Here is an 18,940-nt window from a genome sequence, read left to right on the forward strand (position 1 = left end):
GAAAGGCCGTATGCTACCGCATACTGGCCTTTTTCTGTTAGGGAAAGTTGCACTTCAAATGCGAATCCGCCGACCTTTTTATCAAACATGAGTAAACCTACCGTTCACCCTTAAGAAATGATTCTCATCCTTTCCTATGTTAAGATAAACGCCTTTACAACCTCATACAAAGGAAAAGAATTATGAAAAAAATCATCCTTGCCGCGCTCGCAGCAGCAACCATCGGTACTGCCTCCGCCGCCACCTACAAAGTGGACGAACACCACGCCAACGCCCGTTTCGCCATCGACCACTTCAACACCAGCACCAACGTCGGCGGTTTTTACGGCCTGACCGGCTCCGTCGATTTCGACCAAGCCAAACGCACCGGCAAAATCGACATCACCATTCCTGTTGCCAACCTGCAAAGCGGTTCGCAACACTTTACCGACCACCTGAAATCTGCCGACATCTTCGATGCCGCCAAATATCCGAACATCCGCTTCGTTTCCACCAAGTTCAACTTCAACGGCAAAAAACTGCTCTCCGTTGACGGTAATCTGACCATGCACGGCAAAACCGCCCCCGTCAAACTCAAAGCCGAAAAATTCAACTGCTACCAAAGCCCGATGGCGAAAACCGAAGTCTGCGGCGGCGACTTCAGCACCACCATCGACCGCACCAAATGGGGCGTGAACTATCTGGTTGATGCAGGCATGACCAAAAACGTCCGCATCGACATCCAAATCGAAGCCGCCAAACAATAAGCCGCTGCGCAACACAAGAGGTCGTCTGAAAACGAAGTTTGCTGTATCCGTTTTCAGACGACCTTAAAATATTTCACAACGCCTTTTAGAGATTTCACATAAAATCCGCGATAATAACGTTTAATTTTCACACTACGAGAAACACTCAAATGAACAAAACCCTCAAACTCACTTTCGCCGCCCTTGTCCTTGCCACTGCCTTCAACGCCCAAGCCGAGACACGTGCTGTCATCGAAACCAATATGGGTAATATCAACCTGTCGCTCGACGAAACCAAAGCGCCGAAAACCGTCGCCAACTTCGTCAGCTACGCGCGCAAAGGCTTTTACGACAACACCGTTTTCCACCGCGTTATCGACGGCTTTATGATTCAAGGCGGCGGCTTTACCCCAGACCTTGCCCAAAAAGCCACAGATAAAGCTGTTATCAACGAAGCAGACAACGGCTTAAAAAACACCGTCGGCACCATCGCCATGGCGCGTACCGGCGATCCTAATTCCGCCACCAGCCAGTTCTTCATCAACACTGCCGACAATACATTCCTCAACTTCAAAAACAAAACCCCGCAAGGCTACGGCTACGCCGTCTTCGGCAAAGTAATCTCGGGCATGGATGTCGTACGCCAAATCAGCAAAACCCCGACTGAAACACGCGGCTTTCATCAAAACGTCCCAGTCAAACCCATTATTATCAAACGTATAACCGTCACCCAATAAATATCACGAATCCAAATAAAAGGTCGTCTGAAAAATCGAAATAACGGACTCCGATTTTCAGACGACCTTTTTTGTCTTAAATGGCTACGCCACAAAAATCAACTCAATGACTTACAACGATTTCAAGCGGTTCCAAAACGCCCTGACCTGACCGCTATACAAATCAGCAGACGTACAATACGCAACTTCCAAACCACATTGACCTTGCGTCCCATATTTTTTAATACATTGGTTCAACGCAGTTTGATGGACGCTTTTAAAACGCGGAGAAGTAATGGCAACCACATTTTCCGCCGTGAGACCGCCTTGCGCTTTCGGATAAGTAAGCGCGATACAGGTATTGTGAAGCGGAATAACTGACTTACACCCCGTCGCCTGCCCCTGCTGCACGCCCGAAAGTGTATCTTGTGCGCGGCAAAAAGCCTCCAATTCGGCATTTGCTTCCAGTTGCGAAGCATTTTCTTTAGTTGTTTTGAGCTGTACGGCACTGCCGCCATCTGCAGGATTCTGCCACATGACCAAGTAGCCATAAGTATCCGCCGCCCCCGCAGTACCTGCACATACGGCAAGAAGCAATGCAATAACTGTTTTTTTCATATTCATCCCTGATTACTTTATTTACATCGGCTGTTGTCATTATAAAACAAAAGAACGGCATGATATATGCCCCTTTCAGACAACCTTATCCTGCTCGGACGGACTAAAAGTCGTCTGAAAGCTGCTTACTCCTGCGTCTGCTTTCTGTGTTTCACACATTCTGCGGCATATTGCTCGCCCCAACGGTGCATCGCCTCGATGACGGGCATCAATGTCTGTCCGAACGCGGTCAGTGAATACTCCACCTTCGGCGGCACCTGCGGATACACTTCGCGATGGACAATACCGTCGTTCTCCAATTCTCGCAGCTGCAACGTCAGCATCCGCTGGGTAACGCCCGCCAACAGACGCTGCAACTCGTTAAATCGTCGGGTTTCTCCGTATAAATAATATAAAATCAATACCTTCCACTTGCCACCGATAATATCCAAAGTATTAACGACCGGACAGCAGGCGCCGTGTGTCAGTTCTGTTTCCGCCATTATCGATCTCCAAATGACAGTATAAAAATTGTGCGTACTTGTTAATAAGTTTGTACCCCATATAATACATGCAACAAAGTATGGCAACCACAACATTATTGATTTCATCACACAAAGGTCGTCTGAAAAGGTTTCAGACGACCCCACAAGAAGGAACCTCATCATGCGCAACGTCAAACAAATCTACCGTGCAAACAGCCAACACTGGGTCGGCGACGGATTCCTCGTCCAACCCCTGTTCTCCCACATGGGCGACGACCGCGGCACCAATCCCTTCCTGATGCTCGACTACGCCGCACCGCATGAGTTTACTCCCAACGAAACCCACAGCCCGCGCGGAGTCGGACAACACCCGCACAAAGGCTTTGAAACCGTTACCATCGCCTACCACGGCGAAGTGGCACACCGCGACTCCAGCGGCGGAGGCGGCATCATTTACGAAGGCGACGTGCAATGGATGACCGCAGGCTCGGGCATCATCCATGAAGAATTCCACTCCGAAAACTTCAGTAAAAAAGGCGGACTTTTTGAAATAGTCCAACTTTGGGTCAACCTGCCCGCCAAAGACAAAAACACCCCGCCGCGCTATCAGCATCTTGCCAAAGCCGCCATTCCCGTCGTTGAACTCCCTGACGAGGCAGGCTATCTACGGCTGATTGCAGGCGAATTTGAGGACGTAAAAGGCGCAGCCGACACTTTCACCGAAATGAACGTTTGGGACATCGTTCTCAATGCCGGTAAAAAAGCTGTATTGGACATACCCGAAACCCACAACTTGTCTATGGTCGTCCTGCGGGGCAACGTTACCCTAAACGGCAAAGAGCAGGCGGGCGCGGGACAATTGGTCGGCTTTGAACAAAACGGCGGCAACGTGCATATAGAAGCCGGCAGCGAAGAAGTCAAAATCCTTTTGCTGTCAGGCGTCCCGATTGACGAACCCGTCGTCGGCTATGGTCCGTTTGTGATGAATACCACCGAAGAAATCCGCCAAGCCATCAGCGATTTCAAAAGCGGCAAATTCGGCGGTATAGATTAAACAGTTCAAAGAAATCTTAGTCATGGGCAGCCTACCTGCCTTCCAGCTTAATTATATTTTTATTTGAGGTTGTCTTAATTGCTTGGAACAACCTCTTTTTTATCTATGAAACATAAAATATAGCTCGACTAAAATGATGCAAAACATGACATAAAAGCCTTATTAATATTTAATTACTTACATTAGTAAATGTATATAACTAGACATACAAACACCTAATACTTATTCAAATATTACCTTATTTAAACAATGGGTTACATATTAAAAATATTAGCATTACCGTTTGTTGGTATTCATGCCATATTGATTTTTAAACTTCCCAAACACTCATAAAATAGTTTGCTAAACTCATAATATTGATATAAAATGAAAAAAAATTAACCCAAACTAACCTTCTCTAAAGACAAGTGGATTTGTTATGTTGAAAAAAACTGTTTTGATGTCCCTCGTGTTATCTGCACTGGTCGGCTGTTCTCCCACCTATGGCAATATGCGCTTCTTACCTTCACCTGAACAAGAAGCAACAATGCGAGCTGATTCCCAAAGAGTTCAGCGCGATGAACGAGTAGAGCGTGCCGAACGCCGTCGCGAACGCCGCGAGGAAATGATGGATGAAGCAGATGCCATCAAACGTGCTTACGGTAATCAAAAAATTTATATCCTCCACTAAATTTACAATACACCCGCTTAATTTTTTTACTAGGTAAAAATCATGAAAAAAACAATTGCTGCCCTGCTTCTTTCTTCTCTGGTAGTAACAGGTTGCGCTACTCAAGGAAGCTCCGTAGGTGACTTGGCTATCGGTGACGATTCCGCAGCCATCAAAGCAGGCCGTAACCGCGCCTCTGCCCAACTCTCCCGTGCGGAACTGGAACAACACCGTCGCCAACGTGCAAACGTTTCTGAAGAGCTGGCATTGGAACGTGAAAAACGCGCCAACAAACGAGACCAAATCAACGGCGCGATGGGTACTGCTGCCGGTGCGGTCGGTCTGATCGGCGGTATCGCAGGTACTGCCGCTTTGATCAAAGCTTGGTTCTAATTTAGCAGGTATTCGTAAAAACGACCGGTACGGCGTATCGGTCGTTTTTCTTATTCTCGGCTTCAAACTCGTTCATCCTGAATAAAGTCATAAACAAAACCCAAAAGGTCGTCTGAAAACTGGTTTTAGGTTTTCAGACGACCTTTATCTATTGAATACCATCAAGCCGCTTTGCGGTGGTAATGCCGTAGTGCGTGTTCTTTGCGACGACCACTACTGAATGCAGATACGCGTTTCAGATAACCAATAACGCGGGTGCCGTAGTCGATGTCGTGACTACCGCAGGCGGAACAGGCGTGCAGGGTGCGTTTGTCGATGTGGCCGCATTCGTTGCAGATGGTGATGCGCACGTTCACGCAGAAGTAGTTGCAGCCGGTTTGTGCGGCGATGTCCAAGAGCGAGCGGTAGCCGGATTCGGGCAGTGCTTCGTCGAGGTTCAGGTGCAGTGCGGAGCCGCCATCAAGCCAGTCCACCAGTTCTTTACCGTGCAGTAGGAATTTGTCGAGCGCGTTGATTTCTTCGTCTTCGACGACGTAGAAATAGGAGTTGTAACATTCGCGGCTGACTTTGTAGCCGTCGGCTTTGTCCCATTTGGCGTTTTTCACGCCGAGGTTTTCGGCGGGGACAAACTCGGTGTTGAACTTCACGCCGTAGTGTTTGCTGGCAGCTTGGTTGGCTTCAAATATTGTTTTCAGACGACCTTGGACGAAGTGGATGTAATCGTCGTTGTAGCCGACCTTGATGCCTTGCGATTCGGCGGCTTCCGCCATGCCGTTGATGCCGATGGTGAGGAACTGTTTGTCCAGCGTGATGAAACCTGCATCGTAAACGGGCAACATGCCGGCGGCTTGGTACTCTTCCATCAGTTTGCGGTAGGCGTATTGGTATTTGTGGATTTTGGCGACTTCGGCAGCAAGGTCGCGCCCGTCTTGTTCCAGCCGGTTCATGTTGATGGTGATGACGTTGATGGAACCGGTCGCCACGCCGCCCGCCCCGAGTGTGTAGCTGAAGGTGCGGTCTTCGATGGCGTTGCGCAGGCGGCAGCAGGAAGCCAACGAGTCGGGGTTGTCGGAAAGATAGACGAAGAAGGAATTGCCTTCCGCCAACTCTTTCGCCATTTCGTCGGCGAACACGGTGTCTTTGCATTTGCCGCCGTCGGTCAGCATCGCAGCGGTCACGACGGGGAAGGTCAAAACGGCTTTAGTGCGCTCCTGATTGAACCATTTGAGGAAGAAGTTTTGCAGCTTCGCCACGCTCGCCCACACCGGTTTGCTGAAATCGGGGAAAACGAAATCGCCGAACATCGCGTCGAAATAGTATTGATCGTAAACGGAAATATTCCAGAATACGCTCTGATAACCGCGCGCGGCAGCGGGCTGGTTGATGCTGTACACCACCTGCTGCATATGGTTGGCGATTTCTTTGCCGTGGGTTTCCAAATAATCGTCGCCGTAGTCTTTGCGGGCGAAGTAGTCGAAATAGGTCAGAAATTCCACCGTTGCCACCGCGCCGGCAAACTGCGCGCTGATGGCAAACACAAGATTGATAAACGAGCCGCAAAACGAAGCCAGATGTTGCGGTGCCTTAGATTCGCCGCCAAGTTTGCTTAAGCCGTCGAGCAGGAAAGGATACAGCGTAACCGACACACAATAAGGCTTGAGGCTGGTTTCGTCGTGCACATAAATCTCATGTGCCTCAATCTGGCGGATGTATTCATCGGCGACGGATTGGTCGAAAATTTCGGCGATTTTGCGCGACACTTGGGCGCGGTTAATCTGCACGAAAAAGTCTTTCATGATTTCCGCTTCCATCGTGGCGATGTTTTTCTGGGTAACGTTGGCATTGGCGTCCATTTTCGAGCCGTCCGCCGCGTTTTGCGCGCTGATGTAGTCATGCATGAATTGCAGTTTGCCGTTTAACTGTTCGGGATGCAGCCGAATCATGTTAAGTCCTCCTGTGTGGGTTGGATAAAAAGCCTCAGGCCGTCTGAAAAGCGGCCGCCTGCGGCTGAGTCGTAATCGGGATGATTTTGGGCCCGGGTTTGTCTTTGATAAACAAGCGGTTCAATACCTCGCCCGTGCGCAAATCGATAAACTTCTGATTGGTTGTCGGGCTGTCCAAGCCACCCAACTCCATCTGCCAGCGGCCGGTTTTCAGATACGTCAGATAAGGCAGGATGCCGTCTGAAACCGCTTCCAGCTCCTCACGCTCCAGACCGGTGTACAAACAGGCTTTCAAACCCGCCTGCGTCACGATGCCCAACATTTTCTGCAAGGCTTCCGGCTGCCATTCCCCGCCCATAAACAACACACAGCTAATCAGCCCGCGATAGCGTTTCAGACGACCTCTCAAATAATCCTCGGTCAATTCCGTGCCGATACCCTCTTTCCACGCATCGGCGCTATGGCAGCCTTTGCAGCGCAGCGGGCAGCCGGAAAACAAAAACGCCAGCGACACTTCGCCCGGCACTTCCTGCCATACGATTTGCTCGATTGTGAATTTCAACGTTTTCATGATTTATCACACAAACACAACATATGGTGTGAATTAAATCACAAAGACACAATATATGGTATTTTTATTTAACAATACAACAAACAGTGGTAATAGCTTTTTATAATTAGCTATATTGATTTTTCAAATTAAAAGCAGTGTGAATAAAGAACTCGTATCCACAACCACGGTTTAAAATACAAATCAAAAGATAAGCAAACTCCGTTGTAGCAAAAACACTCAATAACCCTAAAATCAAAAATACAAAAAGTCGATTCCTTCGCAAAATTCCCTAACCTCTTCCGAAGATATTTAAGGGAGCTTTTCAAGAGCATCTGTTTCCAGCAAACCACACAAGCCATGATGAGATCTTTCATTATTGAACAAGAAAAATGATGTTCTCACTAAAATACCAAATAAAACAAAGTTGCTATTTAAATAATTTTAGATTTTTTCTTATGAATTCAATTAAGAAACACTATTTAATAACTGAATTTATTAAATAAACTTCATACTTTAATATGCCATAAATATACTTAATCACATGATTTTAAACAAAGAAATAGAATAACCATACTTGACACATTAGCAAAATGATTTAATATATCGTTTCTTTTAACCAAAATTCAAAAGAGAGACTCATGAAAACATCAGCTTTATTGGCAACTCTGCTAACCGCACTGTCTTTGTCCGCATGTGGCGGCAGCTCTTCTTCTGCTGTTTGCGACGAATACGAAAAAGCCTTTGCCGACATTACTAAAGGCGTTGATGCAGGCACAAAAGACCTGATGCAAAAATCATTTGAGCAAACTAAAGCAGCCTTGAAAGATATGCCTGCTGACCAAAGAGATGCTACCTGTAAAGCTGCTTTGGATGGATTGAAAGGTAATGCCCCTGCTGCTTCTCCGGAAGATAAAGCTGAAGAAGCAAAAGAAGCTGCCGAAGAAGCGAAAGACGCTGCTGAAGAAGCAAAAGATGAGGCTGCGGCAGCAAAAGAAGAGGCAGCCGAAGCTAAAGAACAAGCTAAATAATACGATGTATCTTATAGCAAAACGGATTCCGACTACTCGGAATCCGTTTTTTATTTATACCTTTCAATCTGCAACTTGCTTTCAGACGACCTTAAAGGTCGTCTGAAAATTTAAAACGGCAAACCGTCAATTAGATGGCGACATGCGTGGGTAGCGCACACACAATACCCGTCTGTTTTAAAGTTTATGCTGCCCGCAGTGGGTAGTTTTTTATTGCGCATTCACTCTCCAAAACTCATTACCGCCGTTTCTTTTGTGCCACCCCAATCTAACGGCAGCCATCCATCCCGCACATAACGGTGAAACGATGAAAACGCCCAATCGCGAACATTGCCGCACAATCCATGTTTGACGGGATTGAAATGGATGTAGTCCGCGCAACGTTGCAAATTCGTTTCGTCGCGCACGGTGTGTTCGTAAAAACGCCGTTGCCAAATACCGCGTTCGTGCCGCCGCTGTTTGCTGGCAGACAGGTTTTCGGCACGAGGGAAATGTGCGGAGAATTTGGTTTTAATCAGCCGCCAACGCAGAGAATAATCCGCATCGTCGGGCGGCAGCGTCCAAATGGCGTGAATGTGGTTCGGCAGTACGCATACGGCGACGGTTTCAAAGGGATATTGTTTTTGCACATCCATATAGGCCGCACGCAATAAGTCGATATGTTCGACAAGCAGGCGCGATTTTGGGTTGGCGAGTTTGACGGTGAAAAAGAATGCGCCGCCGACAATGAAGTTTCTGCGATAACGCGCCATAGGATTTTTGTTTGTGGTTTGGGTGTTGGAGAAGGAATGGTTTATTGTTTAAGGTGTTAACTTTGTTGAAGTTGATGTTTTCAGACGGCATTAGAGGTCGTCTGAAATCGCTAGCTTCAACGAAGTTAAAAGTTGAAACGGCAAACGGTCAATCAACCAACCGCGTGCGCACTGTAGCAGTAAGTCGGATACACTGCCTACTATTTACACCCTTCAGGGGATGTTGAACTAGTAGACTCAGATATGACTTGCGCTATTTTTTCAAATAATCTATCTAAACCATCTATTAAGGAAACATTATTTTTTAAAGAATTTATAGCATCATTCAGGTTTAACTTTCTATTAGCTTTGAATCTATGTTTTTGGCTAGCATATTTAGCATTATACTCAGTACATAAGGATGTAAATCTATTATTATCTATATCATATTTAACTAATTTTATAAAGTAATTAAGTAACCATTTCCCTTTGCATGAGATTAGCATATCTTCCCATTTTTTCTGTATTTTTTGTTCTGTATGAAATGTCTCTATTGCAACTTTTTCATGCTCTAAAAATTCTGTAATCAAAGGATTTTTTAAATAACATTCTAAACTATCTGGTTCAAATTTAATAATTCCTTTTTTTTCATATGAATCTTTTGGTAATATTGCATTTCTTATTGCTTCAACCACAATCAAAAAAATATCATTTACAATAGTATTTTTTATATTTTCAAAATACTTATCAATCCATTCATCATTAAGATATGATTTAGGCGCGTTTGTATAGCTATGTACTAAAAATTTGCAAGATTTTATATTAACAAAGTGGTTTTCTATTGAGTATCTATCGAGGGTAAATATTAATTCATTTGTAGGAATCTCATTTCTGTATTTTCTCATATCTAGATCAACTACCCCTAAAATATGTCTTTTTAATATATTGATTGAAAGATTACTATTTTTACATATAGTATCAATAGTGTGTATAACGTAGTAACAACCCCCAGTTCTAGATTTAACTTGTTTATTTTCAAAATATAATTCTTCTGCAATATAAATTTCTGAATCAATTCCTTTATCTTTAAACAGATCATCATAAATCGGGAAGTCATTTCTTCCTTCAACAATAATAGCTAATTTCCCTCCCATTATTGAGGTGTTAATTATTTCGTCAGGTTGTAATATAGGGCAGTATTCTTGATCAATCATTGTTTTACCTAATATATTATTCATCATTATCCAAATGTTTAATTGGAACAAGAGATTTAGTCATATCTTTTGAAATAAGTGGACTATGGGAAGCTACAATTATTTGAGTTTTCGGTGCAATTTCTTTTAATAGGGACAAAATCCTTCGTTGCCATGATACATTTAATGAAATTTCAGGTTCATCAATTATTAAAAAATCTCTTGAACGCCCAACTACATTAATTAATGCTAAGAATGTAAATATATGCTTTTCTCCGCTAGATAGAATATCTATGGGGTACCTAACTTGTTTTATATCGATGCAAATTTCTTCTGATGTAATAACTAATTTTTTATTATCAGATAAATGTTCATTAAAACCATCAATTGCTGAATTAATGGAAATTAATAACTGTTTTTCGTTTTCAAGTTCTTTAATCATATTGTGAATCAAAAAATCAAGAATATTATTTTTCTCATTTTGATCTGATATTAATCTCTGAATAATTTTCTTTTTTAATGGATTATCTGAAATATCTATCAATGCTTCCACGATTCTATCCTTATATTTTTTGATTAAATAATCAAAATTATCAGGTAGATTTTCACTATATTGTTTTGAATTGTCTTCTATTATTGTAGATAGAGTTTCAAATAAAGCATTTTGTATTCTTTTGGTTGTTTCACTTCTTGCTTCTCTATATCTATGAAGTAACAAATTTTCAATTTCGCTTAGGTCAATTTTAGGTAAATAAATATGATCATTATTAAAATCAATAATTGGATTACTTTTCATTCTATTTCGTTGTATATTTCTCTTTCTTAAAAAATTAGATAACTCTACTGAAAAATCACTTAAGTCAATTCTATTAAAAATAGTTCTGAACTCACGATTATTTATCATAAAATTTTTAATATCAAACTCTGAAATAGATATGTTCGAACTTGAATATGAAACTCCTCTATCAATTCCTAATGACAAAGATTTTGTTTTTTCAAGACCAGAAGATGTATATTCAGACCAATCATAATCATCGACAAAATTATTAAGCTGTAACATTTCATTTACACGTTTATCTTGTCTTTGACCTTTTTCTATAGTGTCAATCATTGATTCTAGAAAAATATCTTCCTTAACAAGATGTTGCCTGATGATGTTAATTTTTTCTGTATTACTCCTCTTTTTAATTTGAATTTTTTTTGTTTTTTTATTTTGGTCAGTGAAATAAATTGTAACATTACTTACGGAGTACTCTTTTAATATTTTACTATTTCTATTAAGAATAGCATTTAGAATTTTAAGAAAAGTAGTTTTCCCACTGCCATTACTTCCGTATATGATAGCCACATCATTCTCGGGGAAAGTTATAGAAATAGATTTATTACTAATATGAAATCCTGAAATTTCAATTTTATCTAAATGAATCATTTTTTACCTTTCAGAAAATAAAATGAGTTTACAATATGTTTATTAAATATTTTCCCGTATAACTCCCTTTCACCTTCGCCACATCCTCAGGACTACCACAAGCAATAATCCTTCCCCCGCCATCACCGCCTTCCGGCCCTAAGTCGACAATATAATCAGCCGTTTTTATAACGTCAAGATTATGCTCGATAATCACAATCGAGTTGCCTTTGCCTTTCAGACGGCTTATGACTTCCAGCAGCAGGGCGATGTCGGCGAAGTGCAGGCCGGTGGTGGGTTCGTCGAGGATGTAGAGCGTTCTGCCGGTGTCGCGTTTGGAGAGTTCCAAGGCGAGTTTGACGCGCTGGGCTTCGCCGCCGGAGAGGGTGGTGGCGGACTGGCCGAGACGGATGTAGCCGAGGCCTACGTCCATCAGGGTTTGCAGTTTGCGCGATACGGTGGGGACGGCGTCGAAAAATTCGCGGGCTTCTTCGACGGTCATGTCGAGGACTTGGCTGATGTTTTTGCCTTTGTATTGGATTTCGAGGGTTTCGCGGTTGTAGCGTTTGCCGTGGCAGACTTCGCAGGGGACGTACACGTCGGGCAGGAAGTGCATTTCGACTTTAATCACGCCGTCGCCTTGGCAGGCTTCGCAGCGCCCGCCTTTGACGTTGAAGGAGAATCTGCCGACGTTGTAGCCGCGTTCTCGCGAGAGGGGTACGCCGGCGAAGAGTTCGCGGATGGGGGTGAACAGGCCGGTGTAGGTGGCGGGGTTGGAGCGCGGGGTGCGGCCGATGGGGGATTGGTCGACGTTGATGACTTTGTCGAGGTGTTCGAGGCCGTGGATGTCGTCGTATGGGGCGGGTTCTTCTTGGGCGCGGTTGAGTTCGCGGGCGGTGATTTTGGCGAGGGTGTCGTTAATCAGGGTGGACTTGCCGCTGCCGGATACGCCTGTGATGCAGGTAATCAAACCGAGCGGCAGTTCAAGGGTTACGTTTTTGAGGTTGTTACCGCGCGCGCCTTTGAGGACGAGCATTCGGTCGGGATTGACGGGCGTGCGTTCAGACGGCACGGCAATGGATTTTTTGCCGCTGAGGTATTGTCCGGTAACGGATTTTTCGCATTGGGCGACGTTTTCGGGCGTGTCGGCAATCAGTACGTTGCCGCCGTGTTCGCCCGCGCCGGGGCCCATATCGACGACGAAATCGGCTTCGCGGATGGCGTCTTCGTCGTGTTCGACCACGATGACGCTGTTGCCCAAATCGCGCAGGCGTTTGAGGGTGGCGAGCAGGCGGTCGTTGTCGCGCTGGTGCAGGCCGATGGAGGGTTCGTCCAACACATACATTACGCCGGTCAGGCCGCTGCCGATTTGGCTGGCGAGGCGGATGCGCTGGGCTTCGCCGCCGGAGAGGGTTTCGGCGGAGCGGCTTAAATTCAGGTAATCCAGCCCGACGTTAATCAGGAAGCCGAGCCGCTCGGTGATTTCTTTGAGGATTTTTTCGGCGATTTGTTTTTTGTTGCCGTCCAAATCCAGTGTTTCAAAGAATTGGTGGGTTTTGGTGAGCGGCCAGGAGGAAACTTCGTGCAACGGCTCGCCGCTGACGTAAACGTAGCGCGCTTCTTTGCGCAAACGTGCGCCGCCGCAGCTCGGGCAGGCGCGGTGGTTTTGGTATTCACGCAGTTTTTCGCGCACGGTTTCGCTGTCGGTTTCGCGGTAGCGGCGTTCGAGATTGGGAATGATGCCTTCGAAGGCGTGGCTGCGGTTGAAGGTGGTGCCGCGTTCGGACAGGTAAGTGAAATCAATGACTTCTTTGCCCGAGCCGTGCAGGATGACTTTTTTGACTTTTTCAGGTAGCGTTTCCCAAGCAGCCTGCACATCGAAACCGTAATGCCGCGCCAGCGACTGAATCATTTGGAAATAGAACTGGTTGCGCTTGTCCCAGCCGTCAATTGCGCCCGTTGCCAACGACAATTCGGGATGCGCGACCACTTTTTCGGGGTCGAAGAAATTGGTGTTGCCCAAGCCGTCGCAAGTCGGGCAGGAACCCATCGGGTTGTTGAACGAAAAGAGGCGCGGCTCCAATTCGGGCAGGCTGTACGAACACACGGGGCAGGCAAAACGCGCGGAAAACCAATGTTCTTCGCCGCTGTCCATTTCCATTGCCAGCGCGCGCTCGTTGCCGTGGCGCAGCGCGGTTTCAAAACTTTCCGCCAGCCGCTGCTTGATGTCCGCCTTCACTTTCACGCGGTCGATGACGACGTCGATATTGTGTTTGATGTTTTTTTCCAGCTTCGGCACTTCGTCAAGCTGATAGACCTCGCCGTCCACGCGCACCCGCGCAAAACCCTGCGCCTGCAAGTCGGCAAAGAAATCGACAAACTCGCCCTTACGCTCGCGCACTGCCGGCGCAAGAATCATCACGCGTGTGTCTTCCGGCAGCTTCAAGACGGCATCGACCATCTGCGATACGGTTTGGCTCGACAGCGGCAGCTTGTGTTCGGGGCAATACGGCGTGCCGACGCGGGCGTATAAAAGGCGCAGGTAATCATGAATTTCTGTTACCGTGCCAACGGTGGAACGCGGGTTGTGGCTGGTGGATTTCTGCTCAATGGAAATCGCGGGCGACAGACCTTCGATCAAATCGACATCGGGCTTGTCCATCATCTGCAAAAACTGCCGCGCATACGCCGAAAGGCTTTCGACATAACGCCGCTGCCCTTCGGCATACAGCGTGTCAAACGCCAGCGATGATTTGCCGCTGCCTGACAATCCTGTTACCACCACGAGTTTGTGGCGCGGAATGTCCAAATCGACGTTTTTCAAATTATGCGTGCGCGCGCCGCGGATGCGGATGGTGTCGTTGTCGCGGGCTTCTGAGTGGGGAGTTTTGCTGTCGTTTTGATGATGGTGGTTACACATGGTCGGACTGCCTTAAGCGGCTAAAATAAAACGGCTATTGTAACACTTTTCGCTTCGGTTTCAGATTGCGAGAGGTCGTCTGAAAAGCGAAGGAGACAGGTTTTCAGACGACCTTCTTTCGCATTCCGTCTGAAAAACGGGCGCACCCGCTAAAAGCGTATCGGATTCCGTTATAATGGCGGCGATTTGGATAGAATTTGAATAGAAAAGGACTAATTTATGAACCGTCTATACCCCCACCCGATTATCGCCCGCGAGGGCTGGCCGTTTATCGGCGGCGGTTTGGCATTGAGTTTGCTGGTGTCTGCCTGCTGCGGCTGGTGGTCGCTGCCGTTTTGGATTTTCACTGTATTTGCCCTGCAATTTTTCCGCGATCCCGCCCGCGAAATCCCGCAAGATCCCGAAGCGATTTTAAGCCCCGTTGACGGACGTATCGTCGTCGTCGAACGCGCGCGCGATCCTTACCGTGATACCGAAGCGTTGAAAATCAGCGTGTTCATGAACGTCTTCAACGTCCACTCGCAAAAATCGCCTGCCGACTGCACCGTAACCGCCGTCGAATACAATAAAGGCAAATTTCTCAACGCCGATTTGGACAAAGCCAGTACCGAAAACGAACGCAACGCCGTACTGGCGACCACTGCTTCAGGTCGCGAAATCACCTTCGTCCAAGTCGCAGGCTTGGTTGCCCGCCGCATTTTGTGTTACACCAAAGTGGGTGAAAAATTGACCCGTGGCGAACGCTACGGTTTTATCCGCTTCGGTTCGCGCGTCGATATGTATCTGCCGGTTGATGCGCAGGCTCAAGTTGCCATCGGCGATAAAGTAACCGGCGTGCGCACTGTTTTGGCGCGCCTGCCGCTCCAAGCCCCTGAAGCTGCCGCACCGACTGAAACCACAACCGCCGCACAAACGCAAACGCCCACTCCGGCGCAAACCGCTGCCGAAGTTACTCAATCCGAAATCGAAGCGGCTGCCGATAAAGTCCGCAATGCCGCAGAGCAGGCTTTAAAAGATTAGCATTCCTACAAACAAAAAAGGTCGTCTGAAAATGAGTTGAGCGGGTCGCGCTCAAACTTTTCAGACGACCTTTTTATATGGTTGTAAAGTCAAAAGACATCCGTCCTTACCATCCACTGTCCGAATCTAGTGGATTAAATTTAAACCAGTACGGCGTTGCCTCGCCTTGCCGTACTATTTGTAATGTCTGCGGCTTCGTCGCCTTGTTCTGATTTAAATTTAATCCACTATATCCCGAACCTTGCGGAACAGAGTAACCGCCCTCTTCCGATGCAGGCGAATAAAAACCCGGATACAGACCGTCGTCTGAAACAGGATGGCGGTTTTTGCCTTTATCCTTTTCTCTGTTTTTCTTTTTGTCCCTGTCGGGAATGGCGGCATCAATGACTGCGCCCGTACCTTTGACGACAACCTTGCCCGCCGTCATGACGGTCGTTGCCGCCAAATCGACTGCCGCCCTGACGACGAGCCGTTCAGCGCAAGGCAGACCAAAGGCAGAAACAAGGTTTTCATCTTTATTTTCATGAATGCGAACATCCGCAATGACCGTCATGCCCTCCATCACAGCCCGCCGCGTGTTCGTGCCACGCGTCATCGTCGCCGTCAAACTCTTCCATTTCGTCAAACTCGCCGTTTTCGACCAATTCGACCAACTCTTCCAAACTTTGCGCCCCTTCCACCCAAAAACACGGAATATCGGGCGGCGTATCGGGTGCCAGCAGTGCTGCATTGCCCTCGTGCCAAGCTATCCAATAGCCGTTGGCCGTTTGAACAAATTGCGCGCCGGGATGAATGGTTTCGCCTTCTGTGCCAACCAGCATACGCTCGGCAATTTCAGTCTGATAAGGCAGGATGTTCATAATCTTCTTCCTACGGTCGGTAAAATACATATTGTAGCCGAAATTTCTACTTACTTTGCGCCCCGCTCATTCCTGCTTGAAGCTTTGTTTCGGGCGGCGCATAATCCCCGCTTATTTTCAATAAATTCACTGCAAAGGAAATCGGATGCAAAACTACCTGACCCCCAACTTTTCATTTGCTCCTATGATTCCTGAACGCGCCCTCGGCAGCCGCGTCTGGGATATTGAAGGTCGTGAATATATCGACTTGTCGGGCGGAATCGCGGTCAACGCGTTGGGACACTGTCATCCCGATTTGGTTGCCGCGCTGGCGGAGCAGTCGCAAAAATTGTGGCACATTTCCAATATCTACACGACCAAGCCCGCGCAGGAATTGGCGAAAAAGCTGGTAGAACATACCTTTGCCGACAAAGTCTTTTTCTGCAATTCCGGCGCGGAAGCCAACGAAGCCGCGCTGAAACTGGCACGAAAATACGGGCGCGATCATTTTGGCGAACACAAAACCGAAATCATCTCCTGCCTCAACAGCTTCCACGGCCGTACGCTGTTTACCGTATCGGTCGGCGGCCAGCCCAAATACAGCAAAGACTACGCGCCGCTGCCGCAAGGCATCACCCACGTTCCGTTTAACGATGTTGCCGCATTGGAAGCCGCCATCAGCGAAAACACCTGTGCGGTAATCATCGAGCCGATTCAAGGCGAAAGCGGCATCCTGCCCGCCACGCAGGAATATCTGCAAGCCGCGCGCCGTTTGTGCGACGAACACGGCGCATTGCTGATTTTAGACGAAGTACAAACCGGTATGGGGCACACGGGCAAACTGTTCGCTTACGAGCATTACGACATTACGCCCGATATTCTCAGTTCCGCCAAAGCCTTGGGCGGCGGCTTCCCCATCGGCGCGATTCTGACCACTGACAAAATCGCTCCGACCTTCGGGCCGGGGACGCACGGTTCTACTTTCGGCGGTAATCCGATGGCGTGTGCCGTCGGCAGCCGTGCGTTCGATATTATCAACGCGCCCGAAACCTTAGCTCATGTTGAAAAACAAGGACAAAAATTTCAGACGACCCTGCGGGAATTGTGCGAGAAAACCGGCGTGTTTAAAGAAGTCCGCGGCATGGGGCTGCTCATCGGCTGTGTGTTGGCGGACAAATACAAAGGCCGCGCTTCGGAAATTACCGCCGCTGCATTGAAACACGGCCTGATGGTATTGGTTGCCGGAGCCGATGTCGTGCGTTTTGCGCCCAGCCTGCTGCTAAACGATGAAGATATGGCGGAAGGACTGAAACGCTTGGAGGCCGCGTTAACGGAATGGATAGCCTGATTTAAGAAATTATGAGCCAAGGCTTTCTTGGCTATTTCAAAAACTTTTATCAATCACTGTGGCTTATTCATATTAAAGGTCGTCTGAAAACAAGCAAAACAGGTTTTCAGACGACCTTTTTTGCACCTTCTCTTCATCACATGAAACAACATTTTCCTACATCCCCTGTCATTTGATGTTCGTTAAAAAATGCGTTGCCTATTCGTGTTACGCTTCGCAAACAAATTGATTTTTCAAGGGAAAGGAGCAGGGTATGCCTTCGTTGAGAACGCAAATCGCCGGTTTTTCTTTTGACAACTGTCTGATGAATGCCGCGGGCGTGGCGTGCATGAGCGTGGAAGAATTGGAAGAAGTCAGACAATCCGCCGCGGGCAGCTTCGTCACCAAAACGGCGACGCTTGAAGCGCGTGCGGGCAATCCCGAACCGCGTTATCGCGATATACCGCTGGGCAGCATCAATTCTATGGGTTTGCCGAATCAAGGCATTGATTACTATTTGGATTATTTGCTGAGCCTTCAAGAATCGCAACCCGAACGGACATTTTTCCTCTCGCTGGTCGGTATGTCGCCCGATGAAACACACACGCTGTTGAAAAAAGTGCAAAACAGCGGTTTTAAAGGCATTACCGAACTCAACCTTTCCTGCCCGAACGTCCCCGGCAAGCCGCAAATCGCCTACGACTTTGAAGCAACCGAGCGGATTTTGGGCGAAGCATTCGGCTACTTCGACAAGCCTTTAGGCATCAAACTGCCTCCGTATTTCGACATCGTCCATTTCGACCAAGCAGCGGAAGTGTTCAACCGCCATCCGCTGAAATTTGTCAACTGCGTCAATTCTATCGGCAACGGCATGTATATCGAGGACGAATCCGTCGTGATCCGACCTAAAAACGGCTTTGGCGGCATAGGCGGCGAATACATCAAACCGACCGCGCTTGCCAATGTCCATGCGTTCTACCAAAGATTGAATCCGTCCATCCAAATCATCGGTACAGGCGGCATTTATACCGGTCGCGATGCGTTCGAGCATATCTTGTGCGGCGCGAGCATGGTACAAATAGGCACGGCACTGCATCAACAAGGCGTCGAAGTTTTCGAACGCGTTTCGCTTGGCTTGAAAGCCATCATGGTACAAAAAGGCTACGAGACGCTCGAAGACTTCAAAGGCAAACTGAAATATCTGGGGTAAGTCTGCTCAGATGAAGGGGAAAGGTCGTCTGAAAACCTGAATCTGGCTTTCAGACGACCTATTTTGGTTTTAGAAATACTCTTAATCTCCCGAACCCGGATAACTCGCTAAACAACCATTTTCTTTACATGCAAAGCTTTTCTGCGCTT

The 18,940-nt window shown here is 47.2% G+C and carries 19 protein-coding genes; 9 read left to right on the plus strand and 10 right to left on the minus strand.

From position 1 onward, the window contains the following. The first annotated feature begins 182 nt into the window (after positions 1-182). Together AC5M9B_RS07495 and AC5M9B_RS07500 are read left to right on the plus strand one after the other, a co-directional pair. Positions 183-746 carry a YceI family protein gene (locus AC5M9B_RS07495; RefSeq protein ID WP_070654430.1) on the plus strand — a complete coding sequence of 188 codons (564 nt, stop codon included), beginning with the start codon at positions 183-185 and terminating at the stop codon, positions 744-746. Positions 747-895: 149 nt separating this feature from the next. Further along, positions 896-1,462, plus strand: coding sequence for a peptidylprolyl isomerase (locus AC5M9B_RS07500; protein ID WP_070654431.1), 567 nt, complete (start codon positions 896-898; stop codon positions 1,460-1,462). A gap of 111 nt (positions 1,463-1,573) precedes the next feature. On the opposite strand, the gene AC5M9B_RS07505 is transcribed toward AC5M9B_RS07500, so the two are convergent. Both AC5M9B_RS07505 and AC5M9B_RS07510 read right to left on the minus strand, forming a co-directional pair. Beyond that, positions 1,574-2,059 (minus strand): DUF4189 domain-containing protein, encoded by a 486-nt coding sequence (locus AC5M9B_RS07505; protein ID WP_070654437.1) that lies wholly within the window; start codon positions 2,057-2,059, stop codon positions 1,574-1,576. A 125-nt stretch (positions 2,060-2,184) separates the two neighbouring features. Next, positions 2,185-2,541 (minus strand): winged helix-turn-helix transcriptional regulator, encoded by a 357-nt coding sequence (locus AC5M9B_RS07510; protein ID WP_070654438.1) that lies wholly within the window; start codon positions 2,539-2,541, stop codon positions 2,185-2,187. Between the two features lie 163 nt (positions 2,542-2,704). Between AC5M9B_RS07510 and AC5M9B_RS07515 the strand changes: the two genes are divergently transcribed. The 3 genes from AC5M9B_RS07515 to AC5M9B_RS07525 all read left to right on the plus strand — a co-directional run bounded on the left by AC5M9B_RS07515 (position 2,705) and on the right by AC5M9B_RS07525 (position 4,619). Beyond that, positions 2,705-3,577, plus strand: a complete 873-nt coding sequence (locus AC5M9B_RS07515) for a pirin family protein (protein WP_487648461.1) — start codon at positions 2,705-2,707, stop codon at positions 3,575-3,577. A gap of 418 nt (positions 3,578-3,995) precedes the next feature. Further along, positions 3,996-4,247: a hypothetical protein gene (locus AC5M9B_RS07520; protein ID WP_003743019.1), complete on the plus strand. Its 252-nt coding sequence runs from the start codon at positions 3,996-3,998 to the stop codon at positions 4,245-4,247. Positions 4,248-4,289: 42 nt separating this feature from the next. Then, the gene (locus tag AC5M9B_RS07525; protein ID WP_003743017.1) at positions 4,290-4,619 is read left to right on the plus strand and encodes an NGK_0946 family protein; all 330 of its coding nucleotides are present in this window, start codon (positions 4,290-4,292) and stop codon (positions 4,617-4,619) included. A 161-nt stretch (positions 4,620-4,780) separates the two neighbouring features. On the opposite strand, the gene nrdD is transcribed toward AC5M9B_RS07525, so the two are convergent. Then, a complete protein-coding gene (gene nrdD, locus AC5M9B_RS07530) occupies positions 4,781-6,562 on the minus strand; it encodes an anaerobic ribonucleoside-triphosphate reductase (protein WP_045072736.1) in 1,782 nt (593 codons plus the stop codon). 34 nt (positions 6,563-6,596) lie between these two features. After that, on the minus strand, positions 6,597-7,133 hold the full coding sequence (gene nrdG, locus AC5M9B_RS07535) for an anaerobic ribonucleoside-triphosphate reductase activating protein (RefSeq protein WP_070654434.1): 537 nt from the start codon (positions 7,131-7,133) through the stop codon (positions 6,597-6,599). Positions 7,134-7,753: 620 nt separating this feature from the next. Between nrdG and AC5M9B_RS07540 the strand changes: the two genes are divergently transcribed. Further along, positions 7,754-8,143 carry a DUF5339 family protein gene (locus AC5M9B_RS07540; RefSeq protein WP_070654435.1) on the plus strand — a complete coding sequence of 130 codons (390 nt, stop codon included), beginning with the start codon at positions 7,754-7,756 and terminating at the stop codon, positions 8,141-8,143. Positions 8,144-8,364: 221 nt separating this feature from the next. On the opposite strand, the gene AC5M9B_RS07545 is transcribed toward AC5M9B_RS07540, so the two are convergent. From AC5M9B_RS07545 to uvrA, 4 genes are all read right to left on the minus strand, one after another. Further along, positions 8,365-8,895, minus strand: coding sequence for an REP-associated tyrosine transposase (locus AC5M9B_RS07545; protein ID WP_487648462.1), 531 nt, complete (start codon positions 8,893-8,895; stop codon positions 8,365-8,367). A gap of 200 nt (positions 8,896-9,095) precedes the next feature. Further along, positions 9,096-10,088 carry a hypothetical protein gene (locus tag AC5M9B_RS07550; RefSeq protein WP_487648463.1) on the minus strand — a complete coding sequence of 331 codons (993 nt, stop codon included), beginning with the start codon at positions 10,086-10,088 and terminating at the stop codon, positions 9,096-9,098. Positions 10,089-10,104: 16 nt separating this feature from the next. Further along, a complete protein-coding gene (locus tag AC5M9B_RS07555) occupies positions 10,105-11,496 on the minus strand; it encodes an AAA family ATPase (protein ID WP_487648464.1) in 1,392 nt (463 codons plus the stop codon). A 28-nt stretch (positions 11,497-11,524) separates the two neighbouring features. Next, positions 11,525-14,395 (minus strand): excinuclease ABC subunit UvrA, encoded by a 2,871-nt coding sequence (gene uvrA / locus AC5M9B_RS07560; RefSeq protein WP_487648465.1) that lies wholly within the window; start codon positions 14,393-14,395, stop codon positions 11,525-11,527. A 219-nt stretch (positions 14,396-14,614) separates the two neighbouring features. Here uvrA and AC5M9B_RS07565 point away from each other — a divergent pair, with 219 nt between their 5' ends. After that, a complete protein-coding gene (locus tag AC5M9B_RS07565; RefSeq protein WP_487648466.1) occupies positions 14,615-15,415 on the plus strand; it encodes a phosphatidylserine decarboxylase in 801 nt (266 codons plus the stop codon). 106 nt (positions 15,416-15,521) lie between these two features. On the opposite strand, the gene AC5M9B_RS07570 is transcribed toward AC5M9B_RS07565, so the two are convergent. After that, a complete protein-coding gene (locus AC5M9B_RS07570) occupies positions 15,522-16,022 on the minus strand; it encodes a hypothetical protein (protein WP_487648475.1) in 501 nt (166 codons plus the stop codon). Then, positions 15,937-16,275, minus strand: a complete 339-nt coding sequence (locus AC5M9B_RS07575; RefSeq protein ID WP_070442141.1) for a general secretion pathway protein GspG — start codon at positions 16,273-16,275, stop codon at positions 15,937-15,939. The genes AC5M9B_RS07570 and AC5M9B_RS07575 overlap by 86 nt, the downstream gene beginning before the upstream one ends. Before the next feature lie 145 nt (positions 16,276-16,420). Here AC5M9B_RS07575 and AC5M9B_RS07580 point away from each other — a divergent pair, with 145 nt between their 5' ends. Both AC5M9B_RS07580 and AC5M9B_RS07585 read left to right on the plus strand, forming a co-directional pair. After that, positions 16,421-17,602 (plus strand): aspartate aminotransferase family protein, encoded by a 1,182-nt coding sequence (locus tag AC5M9B_RS07580; RefSeq protein WP_487648467.1) that lies wholly within the window; start codon positions 16,421-16,423, stop codon positions 17,600-17,602. A gap of 253 nt (positions 17,603-17,855) precedes the next feature. Further along, entirely contained in the window at positions 17,856-18,791 is a 936-nt protein-coding gene (locus AC5M9B_RS07585) for a dihydroorotate oxidase (RefSeq protein WP_070655713.1), read from the plus strand. Positions 18,792-18,940 lie beyond the last annotated feature (149 nt).

Source organism: Neisseria flava, assembly GCF_982712965.1.

Bases quoted from the DNA above. Each gene is read 5' to 3' on its own strand.
- AC5M9B_RS07550 (WP_487648463.1), bottom strand. From the start codon at position 10,088: ATGATTGATCAAGAATACTGCCCTATATTACAACCTGACGAAATAATT.
- AC5M9B_RS07510 (WP_070654438.1), bottom strand. From the start codon at position 2,541: ATGGCGGAAACAGAACTGACACACGGCGCCTGCTGTCCGGTCGTTAAT.
- AC5M9B_RS07500 (WP_070654431.1), top strand. From the start codon at position 896: ATGAACAAAACCCTCAAACTCACTTTCGCCGCCCTTGTCCTTGCCACT.
- AC5M9B_RS07585 (WP_070655713.1), top strand. From the start codon at position 17,856: ATGCCTTCGTTGAGAACGCAAATCGCCGGTTTTTCTTTTGACAACTGT.
- AC5M9B_RS07495 (WP_070654430.1), top strand. From the start codon at position 183: ATGAAAAAAATCATCCTTGCCGCGCTCGCAGCAGCAACCATCGGTACT.
- AC5M9B_RS07505 (WP_070654437.1), bottom strand. From the start codon at position 2,059: ATGAAAAAAACAGTTATTGCATTGCTTCTTGCCGTATGTGCAGGTACT.
- AC5M9B_RS07515 (WP_487648461.1), top strand. From the start codon at position 2,705: ATGCGCAACGTCAAACAAATCTACCGTGCAAACAGCCAACACTGGGTC.
- AC5M9B_RS07525 (WP_003743017.1), top strand. From the start codon at position 4,290: ATGAAAAAAACAATTGCTGCCCTGCTTCTTTCTTCTCTGGTAGTAACA.
- uvrA (WP_487648465.1), bottom strand. From the start codon at position 14,395: ATGTGTAACCACCATCATCAAAACGACAGCAAAACTCCCCACTCAGAA.
- AC5M9B_RS07520 (WP_003743019.1), top strand. From the start codon at position 3,996: ATGTTGAAAAAAACTGTTTTGATGTCCCTCGTGTTATCTGCACTGGTC.
- AC5M9B_RS07540 (WP_070654435.1), top strand. From the start codon at position 7,754: ATGAAAACATCAGCTTTATTGGCAACTCTGCTAACCGCACTGTCTTTG.
- AC5M9B_RS07545 (WP_487648462.1), bottom strand. From the start codon at position 8,895: ATGGCGCGTTATCGCAGAAACTTCATTGTCGGCGGCGCATTCTTTTTC.
- AC5M9B_RS07565 (WP_487648466.1), top strand. From the start codon at position 14,615: ATGAACCGTCTATACCCCCACCCGATTATCGCCCGCGAGGGCTGGCCG.
- AC5M9B_RS07575 (WP_070442141.1), bottom strand. From the start codon at position 16,275: ATGAACATCCTGCCTTATCAGACTGAAATTGCCGAGCGTATGCTGGTT.
- AC5M9B_RS07580 (WP_487648467.1), top strand. From the start codon at position 16,421: ATGCAAAACTACCTGACCCCCAACTTTTCATTTGCTCCTATGATTCCT.
- nrdD (WP_045072736.1), bottom strand. From the start codon at position 6,562: ATGATTCGGCTGCATCCCGAACAGTTAAACGGCAAACTGCAATTCATG.
- AC5M9B_RS07555 (WP_487648464.1), bottom strand. From the start codon at position 11,496: ATGATTCATTTAGATAAAATTGAAATTTCAGGATTTCATATTAGTAAT.
- nrdG (WP_070654434.1), bottom strand. From the start codon at position 7,133: ATGAAAACGTTGAAATTCACAATCGAGCAAATCGTATGGCAGGAAGTG.